The sequence below is a fragment of the Virgibacillus carmonensis genome, assembly GCF_057836705.1.
Genome location: NZ_JBYQFJ010000010.1, coordinates 27,867 through 51,198 on the forward strand (window position 1 = coordinate 27,867; position 23,332 = coordinate 51,198).

General features: G+C 36.7%; 25 protein-coding genes. 12 read left to right on the top strand and 13 right to left on the bottom strand.

Going from position 1 to position 23,332, the window contains the following annotated elements; genetic code table 11:
- Positions 1-14 precede the first annotated feature (14 nt).
- Positions 15-917, bottom strand: a complete 903-nt coding sequence (locus tag AC3G7N_RS09890) for a diacylglycerol/lipid kinase family protein (protein WP_489421982.1) — start codon at positions 915-917, stop codon at positions 15-17.
- Between the two features lie 248 nt (positions 918-1,165).
- On the opposite strand from AC3G7N_RS09890, the gene phnD reads away from it, so the two are divergent.
- The 5 genes from phnD (at position 1,166) to AC3G7N_RS09915 (ending at position 6,510) form a co-directional block, all read left to right on the top strand.
- A complete protein-coding gene (phnD, locus tag AC3G7N_RS09895; RefSeq protein WP_489421983.1) occupies positions 1,166-2,095 on the top strand; it encodes a phosphate/phosphite/phosphonate ABC transporter substrate-binding protein in 930 nt (309 codons plus the stop codon).
- Positions 2,096-2,318: 223 nt separating this feature from the next.
- Complete coding sequence (gene phnC, locus AC3G7N_RS09900) at positions 2,319-3,095, top strand: phosphonate ABC transporter ATP-binding protein (protein WP_489421984.1); 777 nt, start codon at positions 2,319-2,321, stop codon at positions 3,093-3,095.
- The gene (phnE, locus tag AC3G7N_RS09905) at positions 3,089-3,907 is read left to right on the top strand and encodes a phosphonate ABC transporter, permease protein PhnE (protein ID WP_489422103.1); all 819 of its coding nucleotides are present in this window, start codon (positions 3,089-3,091) and stop codon (positions 3,905-3,907) included. Before phnC ends, phnE (AC3G7N_RS09905) begins: the two co-directional genes overlap by 7 nt.
- The gene (phnE, locus tag AC3G7N_RS09910) at positions 3,907-4,707 is read left to right on the top strand and encodes a phosphonate ABC transporter, permease protein PhnE (protein WP_489421985.1); all 801 of its coding nucleotides are present in this window, start codon (positions 3,907-3,909) and stop codon (positions 4,705-4,707) included. Before phnE (AC3G7N_RS09905) ends, phnE (AC3G7N_RS09910) begins: the two co-directional genes overlap by 1 nt.
- A 231-nt stretch (positions 4,708-4,938) precedes the next feature.
- Positions 4,939-6,510, top strand: a complete 1,572-nt coding sequence (locus AC3G7N_RS09915) for a bifunctional metallophosphatase/5'-nucleotidase (protein ID WP_489421986.1) — start codon at positions 4,939-4,941, stop codon at positions 6,508-6,510.
- A gap of 186 nt (positions 6,511-6,696) precedes the next feature.
- On the opposite strand, the gene AC3G7N_RS09920 is transcribed toward AC3G7N_RS09915, so the two are convergent.
- From AC3G7N_RS09920 to AC3G7N_RS09930, 3 genes are all read right to left on the bottom strand, one after another.
- Complete coding sequence (locus AC3G7N_RS09920; protein WP_489421987.1) at positions 6,697-7,320, bottom strand: PepSY domain-containing protein; 624 nt, start codon at positions 7,318-7,320, stop codon at positions 6,697-6,699.
- A gap of 93 nt (positions 7,321-7,413) precedes the next feature.
- Positions 7,414-8,763, bottom strand: coding sequence for a HAMP domain-containing sensor histidine kinase (locus AC3G7N_RS09925; RefSeq protein ID WP_489421988.1), 1,350 nt, complete (start codon positions 8,761-8,763; stop codon positions 7,414-7,416).
- The gene (locus AC3G7N_RS09930) at positions 8,760-9,440 is read right to left on the bottom strand and encodes a response regulator transcription factor (RefSeq protein ID WP_489421989.1); all 681 of its coding nucleotides are present in this window, start codon (positions 9,438-9,440) and stop codon (positions 8,760-8,762) included. The genes AC3G7N_RS09925 and AC3G7N_RS09930 overlap by 4 nt, the downstream gene beginning before the upstream one ends.
- A gap of 251 nt (positions 9,441-9,691) precedes the next feature.
- Here AC3G7N_RS09930 and AC3G7N_RS09935 point away from each other — a divergent pair, with 251 nt between their 5' ends.
- On the top strand, positions 9,692-10,339 hold the full coding sequence (locus AC3G7N_RS09935) for a VOC family protein (RefSeq protein WP_489421990.1): 648 nt from the start codon (positions 9,692-9,694) through the stop codon (positions 10,337-10,339).
- 39 nt (positions 10,340-10,378) lie between these two features.
- Here AC3G7N_RS09935 and AC3G7N_RS09940 read toward each other — a convergent pair whose 3' ends face one another.
- Entirely contained in the window at positions 10,379-10,699 is a 321-nt protein-coding gene (locus tag AC3G7N_RS09940) for a thioredoxin family protein (RefSeq protein WP_489421991.1), read from the bottom strand.
- Between the two features lie 69 nt (positions 10,700-10,768).
- Positions 10,769-11,584, bottom strand: coding sequence for a DUF368 domain-containing protein (locus AC3G7N_RS09945; protein ID WP_489421992.1), 816 nt, complete (start codon positions 11,582-11,584; stop codon positions 10,769-10,771).
- A gap of 164 nt (positions 11,585-11,748) precedes the next feature.
- Here AC3G7N_RS09945 and AC3G7N_RS09950 point away from each other — a divergent pair, with 164 nt between their 5' ends.
- A complete protein-coding gene (locus tag AC3G7N_RS09950; RefSeq protein ID WP_489421993.1) occupies positions 11,749-12,093 on the top strand; it encodes a PadR family transcriptional regulator in 345 nt (114 codons plus the stop codon).
- A gap of 75 nt (positions 12,094-12,168) precedes the next feature.
- A complete protein-coding gene (locus tag AC3G7N_RS09955) occupies positions 12,169-12,768 on the top strand; it encodes a DUF1129 family protein (RefSeq protein WP_489421994.1) in 600 nt (199 codons plus the stop codon).
- 37 nt (positions 12,769-12,805) lie between these two features.
- On the opposite strand, the gene AC3G7N_RS09960 is transcribed toward AC3G7N_RS09955, so the two are convergent.
- The 6 genes from AC3G7N_RS09960 to AC3G7N_RS09985 form a co-directional block, all read right to left on the bottom strand.
- On the bottom strand, positions 12,806-13,981 hold the full coding sequence (locus AC3G7N_RS09960; RefSeq protein ID WP_489421995.1) for a CapA family protein: 1,176 nt from the start codon (positions 13,979-13,981) through the stop codon (positions 12,806-12,808).
- Between the two features lie 40 nt (positions 13,982-14,021).
- Positions 14,022-15,311, bottom strand: a complete 1,290-nt coding sequence (locus tag AC3G7N_RS09965) for a DUF2254 domain-containing protein (protein ID WP_489421996.1) — start codon at positions 15,309-15,311, stop codon at positions 14,022-14,024.
- A gap of 562 nt (positions 15,312-15,873) precedes the next feature.
- Positions 15,874-16,551, bottom strand: a complete 678-nt coding sequence (locus tag AC3G7N_RS09970) for a class F sortase (protein WP_489421997.1) — start codon at positions 16,549-16,551, stop codon at positions 15,874-15,876.
- 37 nt (positions 16,552-16,588) lie between these two features.
- Entirely contained in the window at positions 16,589-17,941 is a 1,353-nt protein-coding gene (locus AC3G7N_RS09975) for a copper amine oxidase (RefSeq protein WP_489421998.1), read from the bottom strand.
- A 265-nt stretch (positions 17,942-18,206) separates the two neighbouring features.
- A complete protein-coding gene (locus AC3G7N_RS09980) occupies positions 18,207-18,998 on the bottom strand; it encodes an anti-sigma factor (RefSeq protein ID WP_489421999.1) in 792 nt (263 codons plus the stop codon).
- Complete coding sequence (locus tag AC3G7N_RS09985; RefSeq protein WP_489422000.1) at positions 18,988-19,554, bottom strand: RNA polymerase sigma factor; 567 nt, start codon at positions 19,552-19,554, stop codon at positions 18,988-18,990. The genes AC3G7N_RS09980 and AC3G7N_RS09985 overlap by 11 nt, the downstream gene beginning before the upstream one ends.
- A 237-nt stretch (positions 19,555-19,791) precedes the next feature.
- On the opposite strand from AC3G7N_RS09985, the gene AC3G7N_RS09990 reads away from it, so the two are divergent.
- From AC3G7N_RS09990 to AC3G7N_RS10005, 4 genes are all read left to right on the top strand, one after another.
- The gene (locus tag AC3G7N_RS09990; protein ID WP_489422001.1) at positions 19,792-19,938 is read left to right on the top strand and encodes a YfhE family protein; all 147 of its coding nucleotides are present in this window, start codon (positions 19,792-19,794) and stop codon (positions 19,936-19,938) included.
- Between the two features lie 168 nt (positions 19,939-20,106).
- The gene (locus tag AC3G7N_RS09995) at positions 20,107-21,027 is read left to right on the top strand and encodes an ABC transporter ATP-binding protein (RefSeq protein WP_489422002.1); all 921 of its coding nucleotides are present in this window, start codon (positions 20,107-20,109) and stop codon (positions 21,025-21,027) included.
- Positions 21,020-21,970 carry an ABC transporter permease gene (locus AC3G7N_RS10000; RefSeq protein WP_489422003.1) on the top strand — a complete coding sequence of 317 codons (951 nt, stop codon included), beginning with the start codon at positions 21,020-21,022 and terminating at the stop codon, positions 21,968-21,970. Before AC3G7N_RS09995 ends, AC3G7N_RS10000 begins: the two co-directional genes overlap by 8 nt.
- Positions 21,971-22,359: 389 nt before the next feature.
- Positions 22,360-22,542, top strand: a complete 183-nt coding sequence (locus tag AC3G7N_RS10005; RefSeq protein WP_489422004.1) for a hypothetical protein — start codon at positions 22,360-22,362, stop codon at positions 22,540-22,542.
- A gap of 69 nt (positions 22,543-22,611) precedes the next feature.
- Here AC3G7N_RS10005 and treR read toward each other — a convergent pair whose 3' ends face one another.
- Entirely contained in the window at positions 22,612-23,328 is a 717-nt protein-coding gene (gene treR / locus AC3G7N_RS10010; RefSeq protein ID WP_489422005.1) for a trehalose operon repressor, read from the bottom strand.
- Positions 23,329-23,332: the final 4 nt, after the last annotated feature.

Genomic DNA, 23,332 nt, shown 5'->3' on the forward strand with positions numbered 1-23,332 from the left:
ACAATTACTTCCATTTAGATGACTTCTGTTCCTTTAACCATTTTCATATAGTTATGCAATATCGTTATGGAAGCAGGGGTAGTGCCATTTACTTCCCCATCCATGTCAACTTCTTTTTCACGATCTGTTTCAATTTCTAACGACTCAGCTTGAAAATGAATTAATTCAGATAAGTCATCTGAATTGGTTGTTGGTTTATTCATTGATAAAAATTCACGAAAGGAAGCAAGGTTCGATGTTTTTATGATTAACACATCCACTTTCCCATCACTGGGATGAGCGGTAGTTATCGGCAGCTCCTTTGTACCCATGAACCGGCCATTCAGTACTAATATGAGCACCGCCTCACCGTTGTACGTTTCAACTCCTGTTTTAATTTTGTAAGTAAAGGGTTCCGCTTGATTAACGGTTCGTAATGTACTCATATAATAACTTAGCACGCCGAAGCTTTTTTTCTGATCAGGATCAATATTTAACGACGCTTCTGAAACAAAGCCAATTCCCCAGAAATTAAGAAAATAACTTTCCTCACTCTTACCTAGATCGATATCAACAATGTCGCCTTTCGCAATACCTTCTGCAGCTTGCTTGAGGTTTTGGGATGTACCCAGCATCCGACTAAAGTCGTTACAGGTTCCTCCTGGCAAAATACCAATAATCGGCCGTTTTTCGAGTGGTGCAATACTGTTTATACACTCATGGATTGTGCCATCACCACCTAAAATAACAATAATATCCACACTATCGGCATAGTTTACACACGTCTCTTTTGCTTCATCAATGGTGCTTGTTTGAATGATGGTAAGTTTCTTTATTGCTTTCGTAATAGTTGGTAGTGTTTGTGCAAGTTTTTGTTCTAAATCATCACTTCCAGCATTACTATTATATAAGAATAATCCTTTCTCGTAACGAACCATACCGTTTCCTCCTATTAAACCTTCTAACTTATTTATACCCTATACTATCAAATAAAAAAACCTATATAAAATCTAGCACACAATTTGGTACATACTTATTTTAAATATGTTACACAATTAAGGTCGAAATAGTTATTTATATTATGAATTTGATGTAAATTATTTAAAATTGTCTAGCATTTTTACTTGAAATGTTATTTAATGTAGTAGTAGGAATTATAATTTTCTAATTACACAGGAGGGTCAAAATGAAGAAAATTTACAGTCTATTGCTTGTATTAAGTTTAGCTTTTGTTCTTGCAGCTTGTGGAGGTTCGGATGAAGGAGAAGCACAAGGTGGCGACAAAGAAGAAGGTAGCCTTAAACCAGAGACACTTGTAATTGGTTTTGTACCATCTCAAGACTCAGATACAATTGCAGATACAGTACAGCCTTTAGCTGATCGTTTAGCGGAAGAGTTGGATATTGAAGTAAAAGGTCAAGTAATGACTAGCTATAACTCATTAGTTGAGGCTATGGGCGCTAACCAAGTACACGTAGGATTTATTCCGGCCTTTGGTTATGTTCTAGCAAATGAGCAATACGGTGCAGAAGTTATTTTAAAATCAATCCGTTTTGGATCAGGTACATATAAAGCACAATACTTAGTTCGTTCTGATTCTGGTATCGAAAACCTTGAAGATTTGAAAGGGAAAGTCTGGGCTTATGCTGATAAAGGGTCGACTTCTGGATATCTTTTCCCTGCCAGCCAATTAATGAAGAAGTTTGATTACGCCAGTGCCCCAGAAGTGGAGACTGAATTTTTCTCTAACACTGTTCCAGCAGGCGGGCATGATAATGCTGCACTTGCTGTATTAGAAGGTGACGCAGATGTTGCGACTACATTTGATGATGTTCGCACGGAGCTTGAAGGAGAACATCCTAATATCATGGAAGAATTAAAAGTTATTGGGTATACCGATGAAATCCCAAATGATACGATTTCTGTAACGAAAGAGTTAGATGAAGAACTAGTACAGAATATCAAAAAAACCTTCCTTTCGTTTAATGATGATGAGGAAATGATCAAAATTATGAATGAAGTATACAACTGGGATGCAATCGATGAAGCTTCTGATGAAGAATATCAAGTAGTAAAAGATACGTACCAGGAATTCAAAGATAATATTGAATTATAAGAGCAGCAATTAATTAAGTTTATATACTACATTTACAGAGGGGGGAGGTATTTATCTCTCCCTTTTTCTCGGGTGTAGATTGTTTTAAGTACGATAAGGAAACATCGAATCACTTACGCTCTTCGTGTTTCCTTTATCTCATGCGGGTCCGTCAGGACATACGGCAATTAACGGGCGCTTGCGCTTTTCTCAACTTTGTAACTAATGGAGGAAAATACATATTATGATTGAATTTAAAAATGTTAGCCTTGTATACCCTAATGGAACGGAAGGCTTGAAAAACATAAATACCACCATTAGGGATGGCGAGTTTGTTGTAATTGTAGGGTTATCTGGAGCAGGAAAGTCTACGTTTATTCGCAGTATTAATCGCCTCGTTACGCCAACAGCAGGATCCCTTTTAATTGATGATGAGGATATTATTACTTACCGTGGTTCAAATCTACGAAAACTCCGTACAAAAATCGGCATGATTTTTCAAAATTATAACCTTGTAAAACGGTCCAATGTTTTAAAAAACGTTTTAGCTGGGCGACTAGGACATACTGGTACGTTACGATCCATTTTAAACCTTTACAAGAAAGAAGATGTTGGACTGGCTTATGAAAGTTTACAGCGTGTAAACATTGATGAAAAATTGTATAATCGTGCGGATGAACTTAGTGGTGGTCAACAGCAGCGTGTTAGTATTGCACGTGTGTTGACTCAGAAACCTTCTTATATTCTTGCGGATGAACCTGTGGCATCACTTGATCCACCAACATCCCATCAGGTTATGACGTACCTAAAAAAGATTAATAAGGAAGATAATATTACAACAATCGTAAACTTACACTTTATTGATATGGCTATGGAATATGCTGATCGTATCATCGGCATGCGCGCTGGAGAAATCGTCTTCGATGGACCAGTGTCAGAAGTTACGGAAAAAACATTTGAAGAAATTTATGGCCGTACAATACGTGAGGATGACTTGCGTGGGGGGGCAAATGAATCGTGACCAAACAATCTAATTCCCCATCGTTACAAAAGACACCACCTATCTACCCGGTTAAAACGAAGGTTCAACTTACAACCATTTTAGTTGTTGTATTAGGATTTTACTTATTTAGTATGTTTTGGACACAACAAAAAATGGTTGGCGGATTTGGCAATGCATTCGGTAATGTTCTGACAGTTGTAGAAAAGTTCTTCCCTCCAAATTTGAGTGTTATTACTGCAGTATGGGGGCCTATGGCACAAACCATCCAAATGGCAATTATAGCCACAACGGTTGCAGCTATTCTAACTGTTCCATTGGCTCTTTTATCAGCACAAAATATTACTTCAATTAAACCGCTTTACATTACAACACGAACACTACTCAACATTTTACGTACTATTCCAGATTTAGTTTTGGCTGTTATTTTCGTAGGACTATTCGGTGTTGGTCTGTTTCCGGGTATCGTTGCACTCATCATATTCTCATTAGGTATTTTGGCGAAATTGATTAGTGAAACAATAGAATCTGTTGACATGGACCCACTTGAAGCGATGCGAGCATCAGGTGGTAGTGTACTTCAAGTAATTTTTTATGGATTAGTTCCACAAGTCTTGCCACAATTCACATCATTTGTCCTTTATGTATTTGAGATTAATATACGGGCGTCAGTTGTACTAGGGCTTGTTGGTGCGGGTGGTATTGGACTCGTATTGGACCAACAGTTAAAATTCTACAATTATCCGAACGTAATGGCAATTATCATTCTAATTTTTGTTGTTGTATTAGTTATTGAGTATATAAGCAATAAATTAAGGGAGGCATTGATTTAATGGAATCCTATTCATTACCTCCAAAACAAGCACAATCAGGCATTAAAAAAATTAAAAAACTTCTAATCCTTTTAGCCCTCCTAGGGGTTTACGTATGGACCTTTATAGGTATTGATATTGATTGGGCTCGCGCCGTTGAACGTGCTATCAGTAACTTTGGAGTCATTATTCCAAAACTGTTTAGCCCTGATTGGGCAGCAACTGGTGAAGTCACAGTAAAAATAATTGAGACGGTGTTCATTGCATTTGCTGGGTCCTTTATGGCTTCTATTTTAGCTATTCCACTTGGATTCCTCGCTGCAAAAAATATGTCTCGCAGTAAATTTTTATCCAATATCGGTAAATGGATCCTATCTGCTATCCGTGCTTTTCCAGATATTATCCTTGCGATTTTATTTGTTGTAGCAGTAGGACCGAATGCATTTGCAGGTGTTCTGGCAATCGCGATTGGATCAACAGGAATGCTTGGAAAACTTTACTCTGAGGTAGTGGAGTCAATTGATATGAAAATTGTTGAAGCTATGGAAGCAAACGGTGCAAATAAGGTGCAAATGCTATTCTATGCTGTCCTGCCTCAAATCATTCCTGAGTTTTTATCTTACGCCATCTACCGGTTTGAAATCGATGTTCGTGCATCTTCCATACTAGGTATTGTTGGTGCTGGTGGTATTGGTACAATGATTATATTTGCTGCCAATAACCGTAACTGGAGTGAAATGGGACTTATCCTATTGGCAATTATTATTGTTGTAACCATAATCGACTTTATATCTGCAAGAGTTCGCCGCAAAATTGTATAGTTATAAGAAAAGCGCAACTGCCCGTTTAGCGACGTATGGACCGGATTGAACCGCAGGAAATAAAGGAAATACGATGAACGTAAGCGAACCGATGTTGACTTATCACACGGAGGTGAAGGAAGTTCCCTAGTCGCTGGGTGCTGAAGCTTGGACAATGACATCAGTAAACGAAATTAAAGTTATCGACTTTGATTTCGTTTACTGATTTTTAAACAAAGGAGTTACCTACAAATGGATACAGCAAAGTTAACTATTCTATATACAAGTGATGTTCACGGAAATGCCTTGCCAATCACATATGGTACCAATAAGCCTGCGGATATTGGCCTTGCAAAATATGCAACGATTGTTAAACGCACAAGGGAACAAAATAATAATCTTCTCGTTCTTGATAACGGTGATTTGATTCAAGGTACACCACTCATGACACATTACGTGAAACAGCATAGCGCAAAAGAAAATCCTATGATTGGCATTATGAATAAAGTTGGAATTGAAGCCAGCGTCATCGGAAACCATGAGTTTAACTTCGGAAAAACAATCTTAGGAAATGCAGTAAGTCAATCAAATTTTCCGTGGTTATCTGCAAATACAGTAGATCAAACCACCAATCAAGCCTACTTTGGCCAGCCGTACTATATAAAAAAGTTAGATAATGGTATTAAAATAGCTGTGATTGGGGTTACAACCCACTACATTCCTAATTGGGAATCACCAGCTCATGTAGAAGGAATTACTTTTCAGGATGCTCTCATCTCCCTGCAGGAATGGGTCAAACATATTCATCAATACGAAAAGCCCGACTTATTAATTGCATCCTATCACGGGGGATTTGAACGTGATATCGAATCAGGAGAAGCAACTGAAGTATTAACAGGAGAAAACCAAGGTTATCAGATGTGCCAGGAAATTGATGGTATTGATGTGCTTTTGACAGGTCATCAGCATCGTAATTTAACTGGTATGCTAAATAACGTATTGGTTATACAACCAGGATCCAACGCAGAAAGATATGGTGAGATAGAAGTTGAATTCACTAGAGAAGAAGACAACTGGTATATAAATAAGAAGTGTGCTAGTGTACATGATCTTGATGGAGTCCCTGCTGATTCTGAGATAATGGATTACATGGAGGAGTTAGAGAAATCTACACAACAATGGTTAGACCAACCTATTGGGTATATTATGGGTGATATGACCATTCAAAGCCCACTTCAAGCAAGGATTAGTAAGCATCCTTTTATTGAATTCATACAGCATGTACAAATGGAAATAACCGGTGTGGATATTTCTGTTACCTCTCTACTCAGTAATAAATCAACAGGGTTTGATCCAGTAGTGACTATGCGTAATGTGGTAGCAAATTATATGTATCCGAACACATTAGTTGTACTAGCATTAACCGGAGCTGATATCCTTGCAGCGCTTGAAAAAACAGCTTCCTATTTTATCATTAATGAATCTGGAGACATCGATGTTAATCCGACCTTTAGTCAACCTAAACCCCAACATTATAATTACGATATGTGGGAAGGAATCGAATATACGATTAATGTACAATACCCAATTGGATCACGCATCGAATATGTTACTAAAGATGGAATACCCATTGATTCAGATGAAATCTATCATGTTGTCTTAAACAATTATCGTGCAAATGGTGGAGGTAATTATCATATGTTTCAAAATAAGCCAATTGTCAAAGAAGTACAACAAGATACAGTTGAGCTTATTAGATGGTATTTTGAACAATACCCAACGGTTAAGGCAAGCGTAACAAAAAACTTCGAAGTAAAAAGATAATTAATGCTCAGAACGCCCTGAAAGACACGACAAGCATAAGCAGAGCGGTGCACTGTGGTGCTTCGCTCGCGCGGAAGCGAACTGCTTATGTCTCGAGTGTCTAGGTGCTGGAGCTAGACAGATAATCGCCAAAATTTCTTTGCTCTTAATAAATAAACCCCTACCAATCTTTGGCAGGGTTTACAATTAATCTTCGTCATTATCATCTTTATCGTCATCATCTTCTTCAAGTGAAACTACAATCACCTCTCCAGTATAGGCGTCAATTTCGATGTCCGCCTCTTTTTTGCTACTTTCAATTTCAATCTCATACGTTAAACGACCATCATCTTCATCAAGTTCAATACTTTTTATTGTCCCATCGAATTCGTTTAATGCAATTCCCTCTGCCTTCTTAGCCTCAATTACTACTTTTTCTGCATTTGTTTGTTGCTTTTCTACGTTTTTATCATCAGAAGCATTCTTTAAATCATCGTCTTTATTATCATCTGCATCATCACTCGAATTGTTCTTGGCTTTTTTGGATAACGGCTTTTCTTTTAAATGAAGCACCTCACCAGTACTTCCATCAAGCGTAAGATCATACTTTTTTTCGTCACCTAAAATCTCAACCTCATAAACCGCTTTATTCTTTTTTTCCTCTAGCTCTAGTTCCGTAACTGTACCAGGATATTGATCAGCTACCAACTTTCTAACATCATCCGTTGATAGGGATGCCTCTGCCTGAGATGACGTCGCTTGATATATACCTAACCCCAAAACAGCTGCTACAATTACCCCGCCTACTGCAATTTTCTTCGTTTTACTCAATTTTAATTCCTCCTTGTTTCTTTCTTACTCCTATCATATCCCTCATAAATGAAAGAACATGGTGAACAAGATTAGAATTCGATGAGAAAGTGATTAACGATCTATTACAATCGGGAGGATTACCGTAAAAGTGCTGCCTTCTGCTATATCACTTAATACCGTAAGTTTTCCTTTATGCGCCTCGACAATTGATTTGGCGATAGAAAGCCCGAGCCCTGTTCCGCCACTATCCCTGTTCCTGGCCTTATCTACTCGGTAAAAACGATCGAAAATTTTTGCTTGCTCCTCTTCTGTAATGCCTTGGCCAAAGTCTTGAATCTTAACCGTAACATTCTTATCATCAGCTGAAATGGTTACAATGATTTCTGCATCACTATACTTACATGCATTATCAATTAAACTATAAACCACTTGTTTAAGCTGTTCTGCATTTGCTTTTACGAGTACATTCACATGCTCCTTATTGACCTTTATGGAACGATTATAGGCACCATTAAAAACAGCAACAACATCTAAACACAAATTGACTATGTTTACTTCAGTTAACACACCTTCACTTTTACTTTTGGCAAGAAAAAGTAATTGCTCTACTAACTTCTGCATTCGATCTGCTTCCGCTTCAATAGCTCCAATTGATTCTTGAAAAATCTCAGGACGGTCTATTCCACGCCGTTCTAGAAGTTGTGCATAGCTTTTTACAATTGCAATTGGTGTTTTTAGTTCATGTGATGCATTGGAAACAAATTGTTCTTGTTTGCTGAAGCTTTCTCTCAGATGGTCAATCATTTCATTAAATGTTTGTTCCATTTGATGCAATTCATCCTTAGAATGATTACGTACCGGAATCTTTTCCCAGGTATCCTCTTTTTTATTAGCATTCATTGTTTGAATTAAAGCCTGAATAGGTTTTAATAGAAAACCGGTCAATATTCTACCCGCAAAAATAGTTGGGAGGAGCATAATAATCGATGCACCTATAACAACGTACAATAAGGTTCGCATTGTCTCGCCGAGTCCTGTTAAATGCTTGGAAACCTGTAATGTAACAACATTGCCATCACTCCAGATAATTGGTTGTGCGACGACCGCAACATTGACATGATCATCAAGTGACCTTACTTCTTGTATCTCATTTGATGAAAAAGTAATAGGAAGGCTTGTATATGAACTGTGTTTTGTTAAGGTAATACGGATTTTTTCTTTTTTGTCAATCACCCGAATCATACCTTCATTTGGGAGATAAGCACGCAATAGTTGATCCTTTGGAATAGTTGGATTCTCATTCAATGTGCGTATAATTGTTTCGGTTTGTGCATTTAACTGGTCTAGCTCATTTTCTGCAGATGTTTTATAAAAAAAGTAATAGATAGACGTATTAATTAATAAAATTAACACTAACATAAACAGACTGGAAAACAGTTGAATTTTTGTACGAAGCTTCATCTAGTTTGATCCTTTATCATATACCCTACCCCACGAATCGTTTGAATATATTTAGTATCGAATTCTTTATCAATCTTCTGCCTTAAATATCGAATATAGACATCAACCACATTCGTATCACCAAAATAATCATATCCCCATACTTTTTCGATTAGCTGCTCACGAGTAAGCACAATATTTTTGTTTTGTAATAAATATATAAGTAAATCATATTCACGAGGTGTCAACTCAATCTCTACAGTAGACCGCTTTACTTGTCGTGTATTTATATCTACATATAGCTCACCATTAACTAACTCATTCCGTTTCGATTGTTGCCGTAAATGCACCCTTATGCGTGCCAATAATTCTTCAATTTGAAACGGTTTCGTTATATAATCATTTGCACCTAGATCTAATCCGCTTACTTTATCATGGATTTCATCTCTAGCAGTCAAAAGAATGATTGGAGTTTGTTGATCACTTCGCCGAAACTTCCGTAGAACCTCAAGTCCACTTAATTCAGGCAACATGATATCGAGTAACACTAAATCCCACTGTTTTGTTTTCAATAAATGCAGCGCTTCTTTTCCATCATTTGCAATTTGCGTATCGTAATTTTCATATCCAAGTTCAAGTTGCAGCACCCTACTAAGCTTTTTTTCATCTTCCACAATTAAAATAGCTGGTTGATTCAATATGATCACCTACTTTACAGTCTCTTTTTATGTACTATATCAAATAATCATCACGCTGTACGGATTTTTTCAAACATATGTTTTGCATAATACGTAATAGAAGTCGATAATGTAAAGAATGAATTATGATTTACCCATATAAATTGATTTAAATAATGGTTAAGTCTTTTTCATAAGGGTATGGTGTATTGGAGTAATCCTTAAATCCAATGAATAGGAAAACCGAATTAAATTTAAGGAGTGATGCGTAAATGCTAGCACTTGATCATGTTGTTGTAGCTGCTAATAATGCTGAAGAATTAAGTGCCCAATACGGCAATCAGTTCACCATAAAATCCATTAAGGGTGGCCAACATAACGAATGGGGTACGCATAATTATTTATCTTACTTCTCAAATGATAGTTATATAGAATGGTTAGGAACGTACGATAACGAGAAAATGACTAAAGCAGATAATCCATTAATAAAACATCTCACACATGTTTTGGAAAAAAATATACCTGGCCCATTTCAGTTTGCATTACGTACAACACAAATGGATAGATATATAGAGCATTTCCAAAAAAACGAAATCCCATTTGTAGGTCCAGTCCATGCAACAAGAGAAAAGCCTGATGGATCCATCATAAAGTGGCGAATGCTTTTTCCAGAATATAATTATGAAGAGGAAGTATTGCCGTTTTTAATCGAGTGGGAAGATCCAAAAGAAGCTTATCCAGATACAAGTCTTTTAAATATCCAGACTATTAGACAGATCAACTTTGGGGGAATAGATAAAGAGACTTTCACAAAAATCTATCAACTGAAACCAAAAAAATTAAATAAAAACCACTTCCCTCTACAAAATAGTAAAATTCAATTTACCAATAGTAGAAAGCTGGAATTTGATTTGGTTTAATCCATTATAAAAGCACCCAATCATGGGTGCTTTTGATGTTTAACCAAGTTGCTCTTGTAAAAATTCACTTACTGATTCAGGTGATTTTGTATGTGCACTGTGTTGATGAGCAACTTTTTCACCATTTTTGAAAACCAGGACGCTAGGTATTCCCATTACTTCATACTTTTCAGCAAGTCCTTTTACTTCATCGCTATTTACCTCATACCAGTTGTAACCGTTGAATTCTTCGGTAACATCACCAATAAACATATCCATACGTTTACAGTCCGGACACCAATCAGCAAAGAACTTTATAATTACAGGATTTTCACTTTGGATAACCTCATTAAATTTTTCTACACTTTTTATACTTTCCATTCATTAACACTCCTTTTTCATCTCTACCTCTATTCTACTGATTATCTGGCCAATTGTCTCATATTCTGTTTAGGCTTTGTATTCGACGCGACCTAGAATATAGGCAACTAGCAATCCACCAGCAAAAGTCACAATACTTAAGAATAGAGATGAAGTAGCACTTGGAAATCCTGGATATACAACGAAAATGGATCCAATTACCAATCCGATGATTAGCGCAAATGTTGCATGGCGATAATTTTGCAAAAAGAAATTGATGATTTTACTCATAACTAGGATACCAATTACGATCCCAACACCAGTCACAGCAATTATATCAAGCTGTAAATTACTAATGGCACCTATAATGGTAGGATACACACCAATTATTAACAGCATAAATGAACCACTAATCCCTGGTAAAATCATGGCGCTACTTGCAATAATTCCAGAAAAAAATAACAATATGTAAGTAGACATCGAAATGTTTTCTATAACTCCTGGTTCACCGGATTGAATAAACGCCATTGATCCGACAGTGATAGCGCCAATCACCAGTAAAAAGTAATGCTTCATCTCAAACGTTCGCTTAGCATCCGCTTCATGAAATAAATAAGGCAGAATACCAATAATTAGGCCTAAAAAAAAGAATTGTGTCGGTCCAGCATAGTGTTCAAATAACCATTCTATTAAACGGCTTAAGAGAAGAATTGCTGTGCCAACACCAATTCCAAGTGGTATTAAAAATCCAAGATGTTTTTTCCAGTCCTTGCTGATGACCCCGTTAATCGCTGCAATTAATCGATCATAAATACCTAACAAAACAGCGATTGTACCACCACTAACACCAGGAATTACATCACTTGCCCCCATTAACATACCTCGATAAATATTTTTCCACTCCATTTATTGAACTCCTTTGTGCAAACACATTTTATAAAACATACCGTTATCATATCAAATAATGGTTGCAAATTATATATAAAGTTATATACTGGAAGCAAGCTACTTTGTATTGCAAGGTGGTCATTTTTAGTCTAGGTATCTTGCATAACAAGGTAGGTGTGGAAATGTCATTAAAAAGTCAGCTCTTAAAAGGCATCTTAGAAGGATGTATTCTTTCCATCATTAAACGTGAACCAACTTACGGCTATGAATTATCGCTTAAATTACAACACGATGGCCTAAGCGACGTAAGCGAGGGGTCAATTTATCCGATACTATTACGATTGCAAAAGGAAAAGTTAATTGAAGGCGTGATGAAAGACTCGCAAACGGGCCCTAAACGCAAGTATTACCACTTAACAGAAAGTGGAAGCTCTGCATTGGCTGAGTTTACGAATCACTGGAATGGATTAAAAGGTCCCGTAGATCGAATTATTGAAAAGGGGGAAACGTGTCATAATGAATTCTAAGGATATTATCAAGGTGAATAATGAAAAAAGATACTTCTGAACGAGGAAAACCTTGCGTATTATGAGGAGATGCTTGTGTATATTCGTCTAAATGCAAAGAAATCTGAACAAGCTACAGAGGAAGTACTCTTGGAACTGCTTGAACATTTGATACAGGCTCAGGAAACAGGAAAATCAGCTGCAGCTATTTTTGGGGACGATTCTAAAGATTATTCTAATGCTATCATCCAAGAAGTGCCAAATGAATCAAATACAGTAAGAATACCTTTTATTGCATATATTATCATCCAATTCTTAGCCATTATTAGTCTTGTAAACGGCGTCGTTGGTTATGGAATGCATTACTTTTTTGAACTGGGCTCTACTACCACAGTCATTTCGCTTGGATCGGGATTTCTTATTGTCTGTATTAATCTGTTTTTACTATACCTATTTATTACTGTTATATTTAAATGGATAAAGCGATCTACAGATAAAAAGCCAAACAAATGGCTAGAATTTCTTCAGTTATGGTTGATTAGTGTAGTTATGATTCTATTATTCATTGCAGATTTCTATTTCATGCCAGGTTTCGGAACGAAAATCACGTTTCCAACGATAGCCTTTGCTGGGATAGGAATACTTTTGTATCTCATTTCTTATCCGTTAAACAAGAAGTTTAGACTAACAAAATAATTGGTGCGGAGAATAGATTTTCTTTTCAGCAGAAAACCTATTCTCCCTCAATAAACTCAAGCTCAGGCATCCACTGAGACAGATGTGCTTTGGTTTCCTTGTAATGCTCTTTCGCATTTGGAAGAGTTTTGTTTGTCAGCTGATACATGGGAATCACCTCAAAATGCGTTTCTCCGCGCTGGTAATCCACAAAGGTTGGTAAAAACTTCGGTGAAACAACTTCTATCTTATCTTCTGCATCTTCGCTAACCGTCTTTCGAATAGTAAACTGCACCATCCCACCTATTCGGCGGTAAAATTCATCCTGACCAGATAGAAAGTTGCCAAGCGAGTAGGCGACAAACGTTTTATTCCCATTTTTGCCTTCAATCCAGCCAACTGGCTGCAGAACATGTGGATGGTGCCCAATGATAACCTGTACGCCTTGATCTGCAGCAAATTGCACCAAATCTTTTTGCTTCTGACTAGGCATCCGTTCATATTGGTTTCCATAATGAAGACTTAATACAATAACATCCGATAACCTTTTTGCCTCGCTAATATCAGCAGCTATTTTATTTTTATCGATCAAATTCACCAGATACCCTTTCCCGTTTGGAACAGGAATCCCATTTGTGCCATATGTATAGGCTAGAAAGGCAACCGATATATCCTGGTTAGTCTGAAATACGCGGATTTCATTCTGATCTTCCTTACTTTTGTATGCACCCGTATACATCATATCAATAGTTTCCCAATGCGCGATAGCGTTCTGTATCGCTGTCTCCCCACGGTCTAATGTATGATTATTTGCAATGGTCACAACATCAATCCCAGCTTCCTTCAGTGCATTCCCCATTTTTTGTGGGGTGTTAAAGGCAGGATAGGTTGATAATCCAATGTCTACTCCACCGATCATCGTTTCCTGGTTAGCCATTGTAATCGAGGATTGCTGCAAAAAAGGTGCAACTTTATCAAGCATCGGACTAAAATTATAGTGATTTCCATTAAAGGCATCTTGGTATACCGTTTCATGTATTAATAAATCACCAATCGCTGAAAGTGTAATTTCATGTATTTCTGTTGTAAGAAAGTCTGTGTTAGTTGATTTATTCTGAAAACCAATTTCACTTTTTACGTGATCGACCGCATCACGACTATTATCAGCATTCATACATGCAGTTAACAAAAAAGTACAAAGGCATAATAGAATGCTGGCTTTATAATGTAACATGAAATGTCGCTCCTTTTTTCCTATCGTACATCCTTACTCGCTACTGAACAGCACAATATGTTTCGAATTTATTATACATTTTTTGTAGATGTTCATGGTCTAAATCAGATAAACTTTCCCAATCTACTACATCCATTATGTAATAATGAAAATTCCATATCTTTTGCTTAATTGGTTTATCACTGACAACTGCGGTTTTATAGAGTACTTCAATCATCGCATAAAGCATGGAAACATCATCTTTTCCATAATGTCGGATTTGGTAAAATGATTTATAAAGATAATCTTCAAATTGTTTTGGCTCACAGATAAGTCGTAGTTGCTTGTTATTATCTGCATAATATCGATTTTCATTATAAATAGAACCAATCTCACTTAGTAATGCGCCGATTCGATTTAAACAATTTATTGCAGTGTGAGGATCATTTATTGCCGGTGAAATAGCCCGCAATGCAATTTCCACCAGTTTTTGAAGTATAAATTCCACATCTTGTAGATCCGTTCGTTCATTGCCAATTACTAGGAACTGTTTAAACTCATGATTATCATCACATTCTTCCGTTTCAATTACACTCATAACTGGTAAACCTTTCGTTACAAAATCACCAATTTGTGCGTGAACATGCAATGTACATCCCTGTCTGATTGCCTGTCTCACAAGCTCTTCCCAATCAATTTTTTGGATATAACCTGAATCATAAGCATAAATGACCCGTTTACTTTTCGTTTGCAAATCCTTTAGTTCAACTTCATCCCAGTCGTCATACTCGAAAAAATTATAGTCTTTATAAGTACTTTTAATTACTTGTGAACCGTCATTTCGAATTTTGGCAATTAAATTATTCACTTGAATCCATCGTGCAGAGTGGTGAATAAAATAAACGAAAAACGCAAGATTAATGATGGCAACGATTACCATGACAATCGGGCCAACTACGGAGGATTCCTTCCCTGCTGTCAATAAATGAATCAATGCAAAAACAAAGCCTAGGCAATATACTCCTAAGACATGTTGAGTTGTTCGACTTTTCATAAAGTCCTGTAAGGTCCGTGGAGAAAATTGAGTAGAATACGTTGTTAAAACTACCATAATAACGGAAAAGCTAATAGTGGTCATCGTTAAAATACCCGTAACAAGTGATGCGTATAAATCAACAGCTATATTATTTGTTGTTAGCAATAGCTTAGGTATACTATTTTTAAAGCTATCAACTAGCCAACTATCTGTAATGGTTATGAGAATAACTAATAGGATAGATATAACCCCGTATAGTGCTGGTATAAACCAAAAGCTATCGCGAATCTTGATCAAAAACTTAGTTTGATTCATGCAAGTGCTCCTTCTGATGATATGATAATCCCATAAATTGGGTAAACCTGCTGACTTCAACCACATTAGATTGCTATCCCAGTACATGAGATACCAGCAAATCCGTAAAGCTTTCCGTACAATATTTCCATCTTGCTCCCTTACTCGTGTTATCCATCGCGAATAACATCCACAACACCTGTTTAGTTTACATTAGTACGGCTGACTGAGTCATTTAGAACAATTGATCTGATTGTTGCTTCCAATTTAATATTCTCAACTATCAACAATAACAGCTTCACGCATCGCTTTCATCCCTGTGCTTTCAGTATACCTTTTACATGTTTAACGATAAAGAAGTTTTAAGTATATTTAAAGTGTGACCGATTTAATGCTTAATTATTTCATAATCTGAAATAATTAAGCATTAAAGTCAGCGGTTGCCGCTGGGGTATCAACCTTTTTTCAATATCAACACTCGTTCCCACATATCAAGCTTCAATCATTCCTTTAATTAACACCATTAAAAAACTGGCCTTACACGGTTCATGTCGTGTCAGACCAGTTTTATATAAACCTATTACTATTTTTTATCTACTAATTCAGTATAGACAACCAAGCGTTGATTGTGAGTACCAATGTCTTGAATATAATCACCAGTACATGTAATTAAATTAAGCATCCTTCTTGGGGTATACCCAAATATTTGTTCAATAGGAGCTTCACCAAGATCGTAGGCTTTTTTACCAACAACTTTAAAAACTAGTGTGTCTCCATTTTCATCGGATATTTTTACTTCATCACCAGCTTCAAGCTCATTCAGGTCCCAAAATATACCTTTACCCTTTGGATCATTTACATGACCTGCAAGAACTGCACTTCCTTGTTCACCAGGTTTAGCACCCGATTTATACCAACCTGCATTACGATAATCTTCCGGAACATCCATCTTACCACTTGCTTGTAAGCCAACATGTTCTACCGGAGCTTCCACTCCAATACTCTCTATCTTAATCGTAGCAGGGACTAAGCCTTTTGCAGGTTCATCGAAAGCATCTGAATAAAAAGTCTCTTCTTTTACTTTGTTAGACTCTTCTTTAACGCTAGCATCTTTTGTTTCCCTATCTGGTTGTTCTATCGTTTGTTTTTCAGTAGCAGTTTCTTGTGTATCTTTTGGTTCAGGTTGGGTTGAGTCAGTGCTCTGCATCTGACCACAACCAACTAATACTGTTAAGACTAGTAAACTCATTATCTTCCGCATCACACTGACCCCCTACCTTTTCCAGACACTTTTATTATTATTTATTTTCTGATGTTTGATACTTACGGATTGCTACAATTGCTGCTAAAGCAAATGCACTTGCACCTAAGATCCATAACATCATCATGTCGTTATTATTTGCTGGTGCGAAGCCAGTTTCTGGCATTTCAGATGGCATTTCAGCAGCAAACTTATCAGGGAATTGAGTTACAATAGCACCAGATAGTGATTTTGAAATGTCATTTGCATAAGCATATGCTTCATGAAATTGGTTATAAGCTTCTTCATAGTTTCCAGCTGCATAAGCATCAAATGAACCAATTAGTTGATTAACATGATCTTGTAATTCTTCTGATACTACATCTGCAGGAGCATTACCATCTGTAGCTGTTTCCATGAATGCTGAGAAGTCTGCACGATACTGTTCTAATTCATCAAGTGCTGCTTGCTTAGCTTCTTCGTCTTCAGCTGCAGTTGCTTTTACATAGTCTACAAAGTAACCAATGTGTCCAGCCCACATTTCTTTAAATTTAGCTGCTGCTTCATCGCCATATACAGAGCCGATTGCTGCAGAAAGTTTATCTGTATTTGCAGATAATTGTGCTGCGTTTGCTGCAAAGATTTCTGCTGATTCTTCGCCTTCAATTCCGTTTTGCATAGCTGTTACAGCGAATGCTACGTGTCCTGAAAGAATATCATTTAATGCTAAACGAAGATCTGCTGCTGGTGTAACAGCCATTTGATTATTAAATTTCTCTGGGAATTGAGCTGTAATTGCACTTGAAAGACCCTTCGCTGTCATAAACAAGTGTGATCTTGCATCTGCTTGTTTGCTGAATGCTGTTTTATAATCTCCAGCAACATAAGAATCAAATGCTGAAACTAATTGATTAACGTGTGTTTGTAATCCTTCTGCTAGAGCATCTGCTTCAACACGACCTTCAGTTGCTGTTTCAAGAAATGCTGAGAAGTCTTTACGATACTGAGACAGTTCTTCTAGTGCTGCTTCTTTTGCTGCTTCATCTTCAGCTGCAGTTCCATTTACATAGTCTACAAAGTAGCCAATGTGTGCACTCCACATATCATGAAATCCTTGACCTGCTTTTTCGCCATATACAGAAGCTATAGCATCAGATAATGCTTGTGTATTTTCACCAAGTTGAGCTGCTGCAGCTTCGAAATCTTCTGCTCCTTCGATTCCTTTACGCATTGTAATGATTGCCAAGTTACCGTGTTCAGATAACAATGAACCTAGTGTTGCTCTAAGATCAACCGCTGCGTTCGTTACTGTCGGTTTCTCTGCTGTTTCTGCGCTAACTAAACCTCCGTTTGCTGAGAATAACAATGCCGCACTCATTGGTGCTACTACTAATGCTTTTTTCCAATTCATCTTAATAACATCTCCTTTTAGTTTTTTTATTATGTGATTCTACTAAGCTAACGAAGATGATTTCTATTTGGATCACTTTTTCTCAGGGAAAGTTTTGATAGTATCTCTTTTAAGAGAGTTCGAAACCGTGTTAAAGGCCTACACACCAACGTTTTTAGAAAGAACAATTTTTTAATACTTTTAATAATTTCTATTAAAAAAACTGGTATGCATGATCATGCATACCAGTTTCTATTTTTGTCTAGCTGAAATTCCTGTGCTTTTCTTATGAAATCGGTGAGCTTAATAAAATATCACCTTGTGGTGTTTGGCTATCTGCATTTGGTTCTTTTGTGATTGCGACCGTATCCCACTTGTGTTCACCTTCATAATTCATAATATAGGATACAGCACCATTACCTTCTTCATTTGAGACAAATGTACCTGCGCGATATGGCTTCCCATCTTCAAGTACCCATACCTGGTACGTTTCTTCACCTTCAAGTGGTGGAAGATCACTTGCTTGAATAACCAAGTTCGTTTTACTGTTTTGTTCGATCATCATTGCAGTTGCTTCTGCACCTATTCCTTCAGAAGGACTTAATGATAGCGTTTTTTGAATGGTATCAAGTGAAGTTTCTTCCGGTTCCTTAGTAGGTTTTGTTGCCTCTGGTTCGTCAGACAGATAAATTAGCGCTGCCCCATTTCCTACTAATGATAGCGTTAAAACAGCTGCAATTAATGGTTTATACCATCCTTTTTTCTTCTTTCGTGGTTCCTTCCTGCTTTTTATAGAAGTCACCTTTCTACTTTCCATTTGTTCCACTTCTGGTTCAGTTTCAGTCTCAGAAATATTTGTGCCATTCACTATACTAGATAGTACACGTTCCTTCATACCACTAGGCGGGTCTATAGCTTCACTGCTATATGGAAGGTCTTCCGTTAATTGTTGTAGCTCTTCAAGCTCTTCTTGACATTCATCACACGCTAACAGATGTAATTCGAATTCTTCTTTTTGTTCGTTTGTTAGTTGGTTATTAAAATAATCAAGCAACAAATCACAGGTATTAGACATCATCCTGAACCCCCCTTTCATTCGTAGGAGACACTATACCGCGTAAATGCTTCAATGCTAAACGCACTCTCCCTTTTACTGTACCTAATGGTATATCACATGTTTCAGCTATTTTAGACTGTGATAACCCTTTGAAATAAAACAACTCGATTATTTCCTGTTGTTCACCTGTTAATTGTTTAACTGCCACGCGAACCTCTTCGCTACGTTCTTTCCATTCTACCTGTTCTTCAGTAGAAGGAGTTGAATCATGAAGTGCATCCCGTTCATCTATTTCATATGGTGTTTCCTTCTGTTTTCTTAACATATCAATCGTTGCATTACGCGTAACGGTTAATAACCAAGAAGAAAACTTGCCCTTTGATTCATCAAAGTTTCGTTGTTTTGACCAAATTTTTGTAAAAACATCTTGCACAACTTCTTCGGCAAGAAATTTATTCTTGGTCATGCGAAACGAGAAAGAAAATAACAGCTTTTCATAGCGATCATATAACTGTTCGAGCGCTTGTTCATCTTGTGCTTGTGTTCGATTGAATAGTTCAATATCTTGCTCCCGCATAACATTCTCCTTTTGAAAAGATATATAGACTTATCATATCATAATTACCCCAAATGGAGAGATGTAAAGCTTTCATTTGAAATGAAGCTTCTATATAGTATACGGTTGAAAATAACCAATGGATCACTTTTCCACTTATTAATGGTAAAAATATTAGAATTCCATGTTTTAATCTATACATAGCGGGAAAGTGATTTGTTGCATGAAAATTTATTGTAGTAGAAAGGATCGATTCTAATGCGTAGTACGCAACAGTATCAGCCAACAAGAAACAAACAGCTTTCAGATGCACAAGAAGTCTCCTATACAAAGGAATTCAAGCATGCTGATATGGCTGGAGGCTATCGAAAGCCAAGAGTGAAACAAGCGAAACAGGATAATTAATACTAATACTTGGAGATATAAAGCCCCTTTCTTACAAAAATGAAAGGGGCTTATTTTGTGAAATGACTTCCTGCATCTTAAACAATATGGGAAAATAATAAATAACTGAAACATTTTTATACAGTTTTCGTAATACAAACGGATAGAGAGATAAAGGAGGTCATAGGAATGACAGAACCAGCAATGCAACTGACGGATGTCAAAAAAACAATTGGCAAGAAAGAAATCATTAAAGGTCTTACATTTACCATTAATAAAGGAGAAGTTTTTGGGTTTATCGGGCCAAACGGGGCAGGTAAAACAACAACTATCCGAATGATGGTTGGTTTGATGAACATAACAGAAGGCGACATTCAGATTTTAGGAAATAGTATTAAAACAGATCATAAGGCAGCAATTAGGGAAGTGGGAGCAATTGTTGAAAATCCAGAAATGTATCCATTCATGAGTGGATGGCAAAACCTTCAACATTATGCTCGAATGATCCCTGGTGTAACAAAGGATCGTATAGATGAGGTTGTTAAATTAGTAGGGTTAGAAAAGCCAATCAAAGAAAGGGCCGGAAAATATTCACTTGGAATGCGCCAACGTTTAGGAATAGCTCAAGCGTTATTACATAAACCATCTGTGTTAATCCTAGATGAACCTACTAATGGACTTGATCCTGCAGGGATACGGGAAATTCGTAAATACATACGAAATCTAGCACAAGCTGAAAATGTTGCCGTTATTATTTCTAGCCACATGCTTGCAGAGGTGGAGCAAATGTGTGATCGTATCGGAATTATTAAAAATGGCGAACTAATATCTACACAGCATTTACAGGATGCATCTGGAGAAACCCAATCTCACCAAATTCAGATAGAGGTAGAGCCATTAAGTAAAGCCCAAGAACTACTAAAAACACATCACGATATAGATGGAACCATTGCCGGGGATGCCATTACATTCCAGAGCGATAAAAAGAATATACCATTATACATTCAAACGCTTGTTGAAAACCAACTGTCAATCTATCAAGTTGGTGTATCCAAAACTACATTAGAAGATAAATTTTTTGATTTGATTGGAGAGAATACAATTGAGTAACTTCTTTCAGCTTTTGATAAATGAACAAATTAAAACATATATACGAAAGTCTACGTGGTCGATGTATATTATATTAGCCCTGATTATAGTGGGAATCGGTTTTATGACAAACTTTTACGAAGGAACTTTAACAACTTATGATGAAGACACATGGCGTCAAACGCTTGAAGAAGAGAATCAACAATATGCAGAGGACATAAAAAAGGAAGAGATGATGGCTAGTTATAACTCATCTCTTATAGAAAAGAACAATTACCATCTGGAGCAGGACATTATGCCGGTTGGATATGACGCTTGGCAGTTCGTTTCAGAAAATGAATTCCTATTATCATTAGTAACATTATTTACAATCATTGTTGCTGCGGGTATTATTGCCAATGAGTTTAAATGGGGTACTATCAAACTTTTATTAATTCGCCCAATATCACGGACGAAAATCTTACTATCTAAATATATTTCCGTATTGTTATTCGCATTATGGACATTACTATTCGTATTAGTATTATCTTTTATAGTGGGAACAATATTCTTCGGCATTAATAGCTTCGATCCACAGATTGTCACAAATCAAGGTGATTCTTATGAACAGGTTTCTGTTATCAAACAAATTATTGCAGGATATGGACTTCAACTAGTTACATTATTAATGATGGCAACCTTTGCCTTCATGATATCCGCTATTTTCCGTCAAAGTGCACTCGCAATCGGAACAGCAATTTTCCTTATGTTTGCAGGTACTTCCATTGTAGGGTACTTTGCGGATAAGGCATGGTCAAAATATATCCTGTTCGCTAACACTGATTTAAGTCAATATGTAACTGGAACCCCTTTTATTGAAGGTATGACATTAGGCTTTTCGATCATAGTATTACTTGTATACTATGTAGCTTTTCTTGCTATTACATGGCTGTTTTTCACAAAAAGGGACGTTGCAGGAAACTAATAACATTACGGTATTGTTAAAACTTTTTATTTTGCATTCTAATTCTTCTATATCTATGATATAAATAAGATAAGTATAAGTGCCCACAGGAAGGATAGTGGAAGGCCGCTGAAAAAGTTAAATATAGTACAAAATATGTGGATCTACCATCGCATCTTTGAATATACTGCGCTTTCCGCGGGCGAGTGTCGAGTCTCCTCGGACTGCCGTCCTGCGGGGTCTCGCCGATCTCTTACTTCCCGCAGGAGTCTCCGTATATTCGAGATGCTAAGTTAAGGTGAAAAGTTACATTTTAAAAATCCACCACTTTTTCAGTAACCTCGGACAGTGGCCGCTGCAGCTAAACATAGAAGGATACTGTTTATACCATATTACTCGAGGTGTTAGGAATGAAGCGTTATTTAACAACCTTGTTTATTGTACTTAGTGGTATTATTTTATTTGTTGGTTTACAAATCAACTTCCGCTGGAATGGAATCCTATCATGGGGATTATCGTTTGTTAGTTTAATTTTTGCGGTTTATTTTACTAAGTATATTCCAAATGAGAAGAAACAAAAAAATCATAATTAAATTTAGTTATAAAAGCTGTATGACCAAATTGGTGCATACAGCTTTTGTTTACTTATTTATTAATAGGAGTTATTCCTTGATCCGACGAGCAAAGTCCACAAAACGGAATTTGTCAGGTCGATGTCTTGATTCCGTATATTGAAACAAACTTGCATCATCTAAATAGACCAAGCTCTTTATCACAACAACGTTTGAATAACCCTCAAGATCTAAGAATCGTCTATCTTCTTCAGTTGGTTCCTCAACAACAATTTCTTTTCTAGCAAAACTAATTGTCAATCCTAATTCATTTTCTAAATAACGATAGATGGATTCCCCGCAAATTTCCTTTGTAAGTGTCGGTACAACTTTTTCATCCAGAAAATCTTTATCTAAAATAACCTTTTCTCCATCAATTTCTCTCGATCGTATTACCTTCCAAACTTTGTCCATTGGGTTTAGATGTAACGTGTTTTGAAGACGTTGATCTGCTTCAGACAGAATCAGCTCATTCACAATCGTCTGAGTCTCCAGATTTAATTTATTCGCTAACTCGCTGAAGCTTACTATCCCTGAGACAGGGAAATCAAATTTATTGATATCAATTACAACAGAGCCTTTACCTCTTATCTTTTGAATATAGCCATTTTGCGCCAATAAATTCAATGCCTTTCGAATGGTTTCTCTTGATGTCATAAACATCTCGGTAAGTTCATTTTCTGATGGTAGCATCGTTTGTTTTGGCCAGTAATTATCTTGTATTTTTAAAACTAAATCCTGATAGATAGTAAAGTATTTTTTCTGCATACTC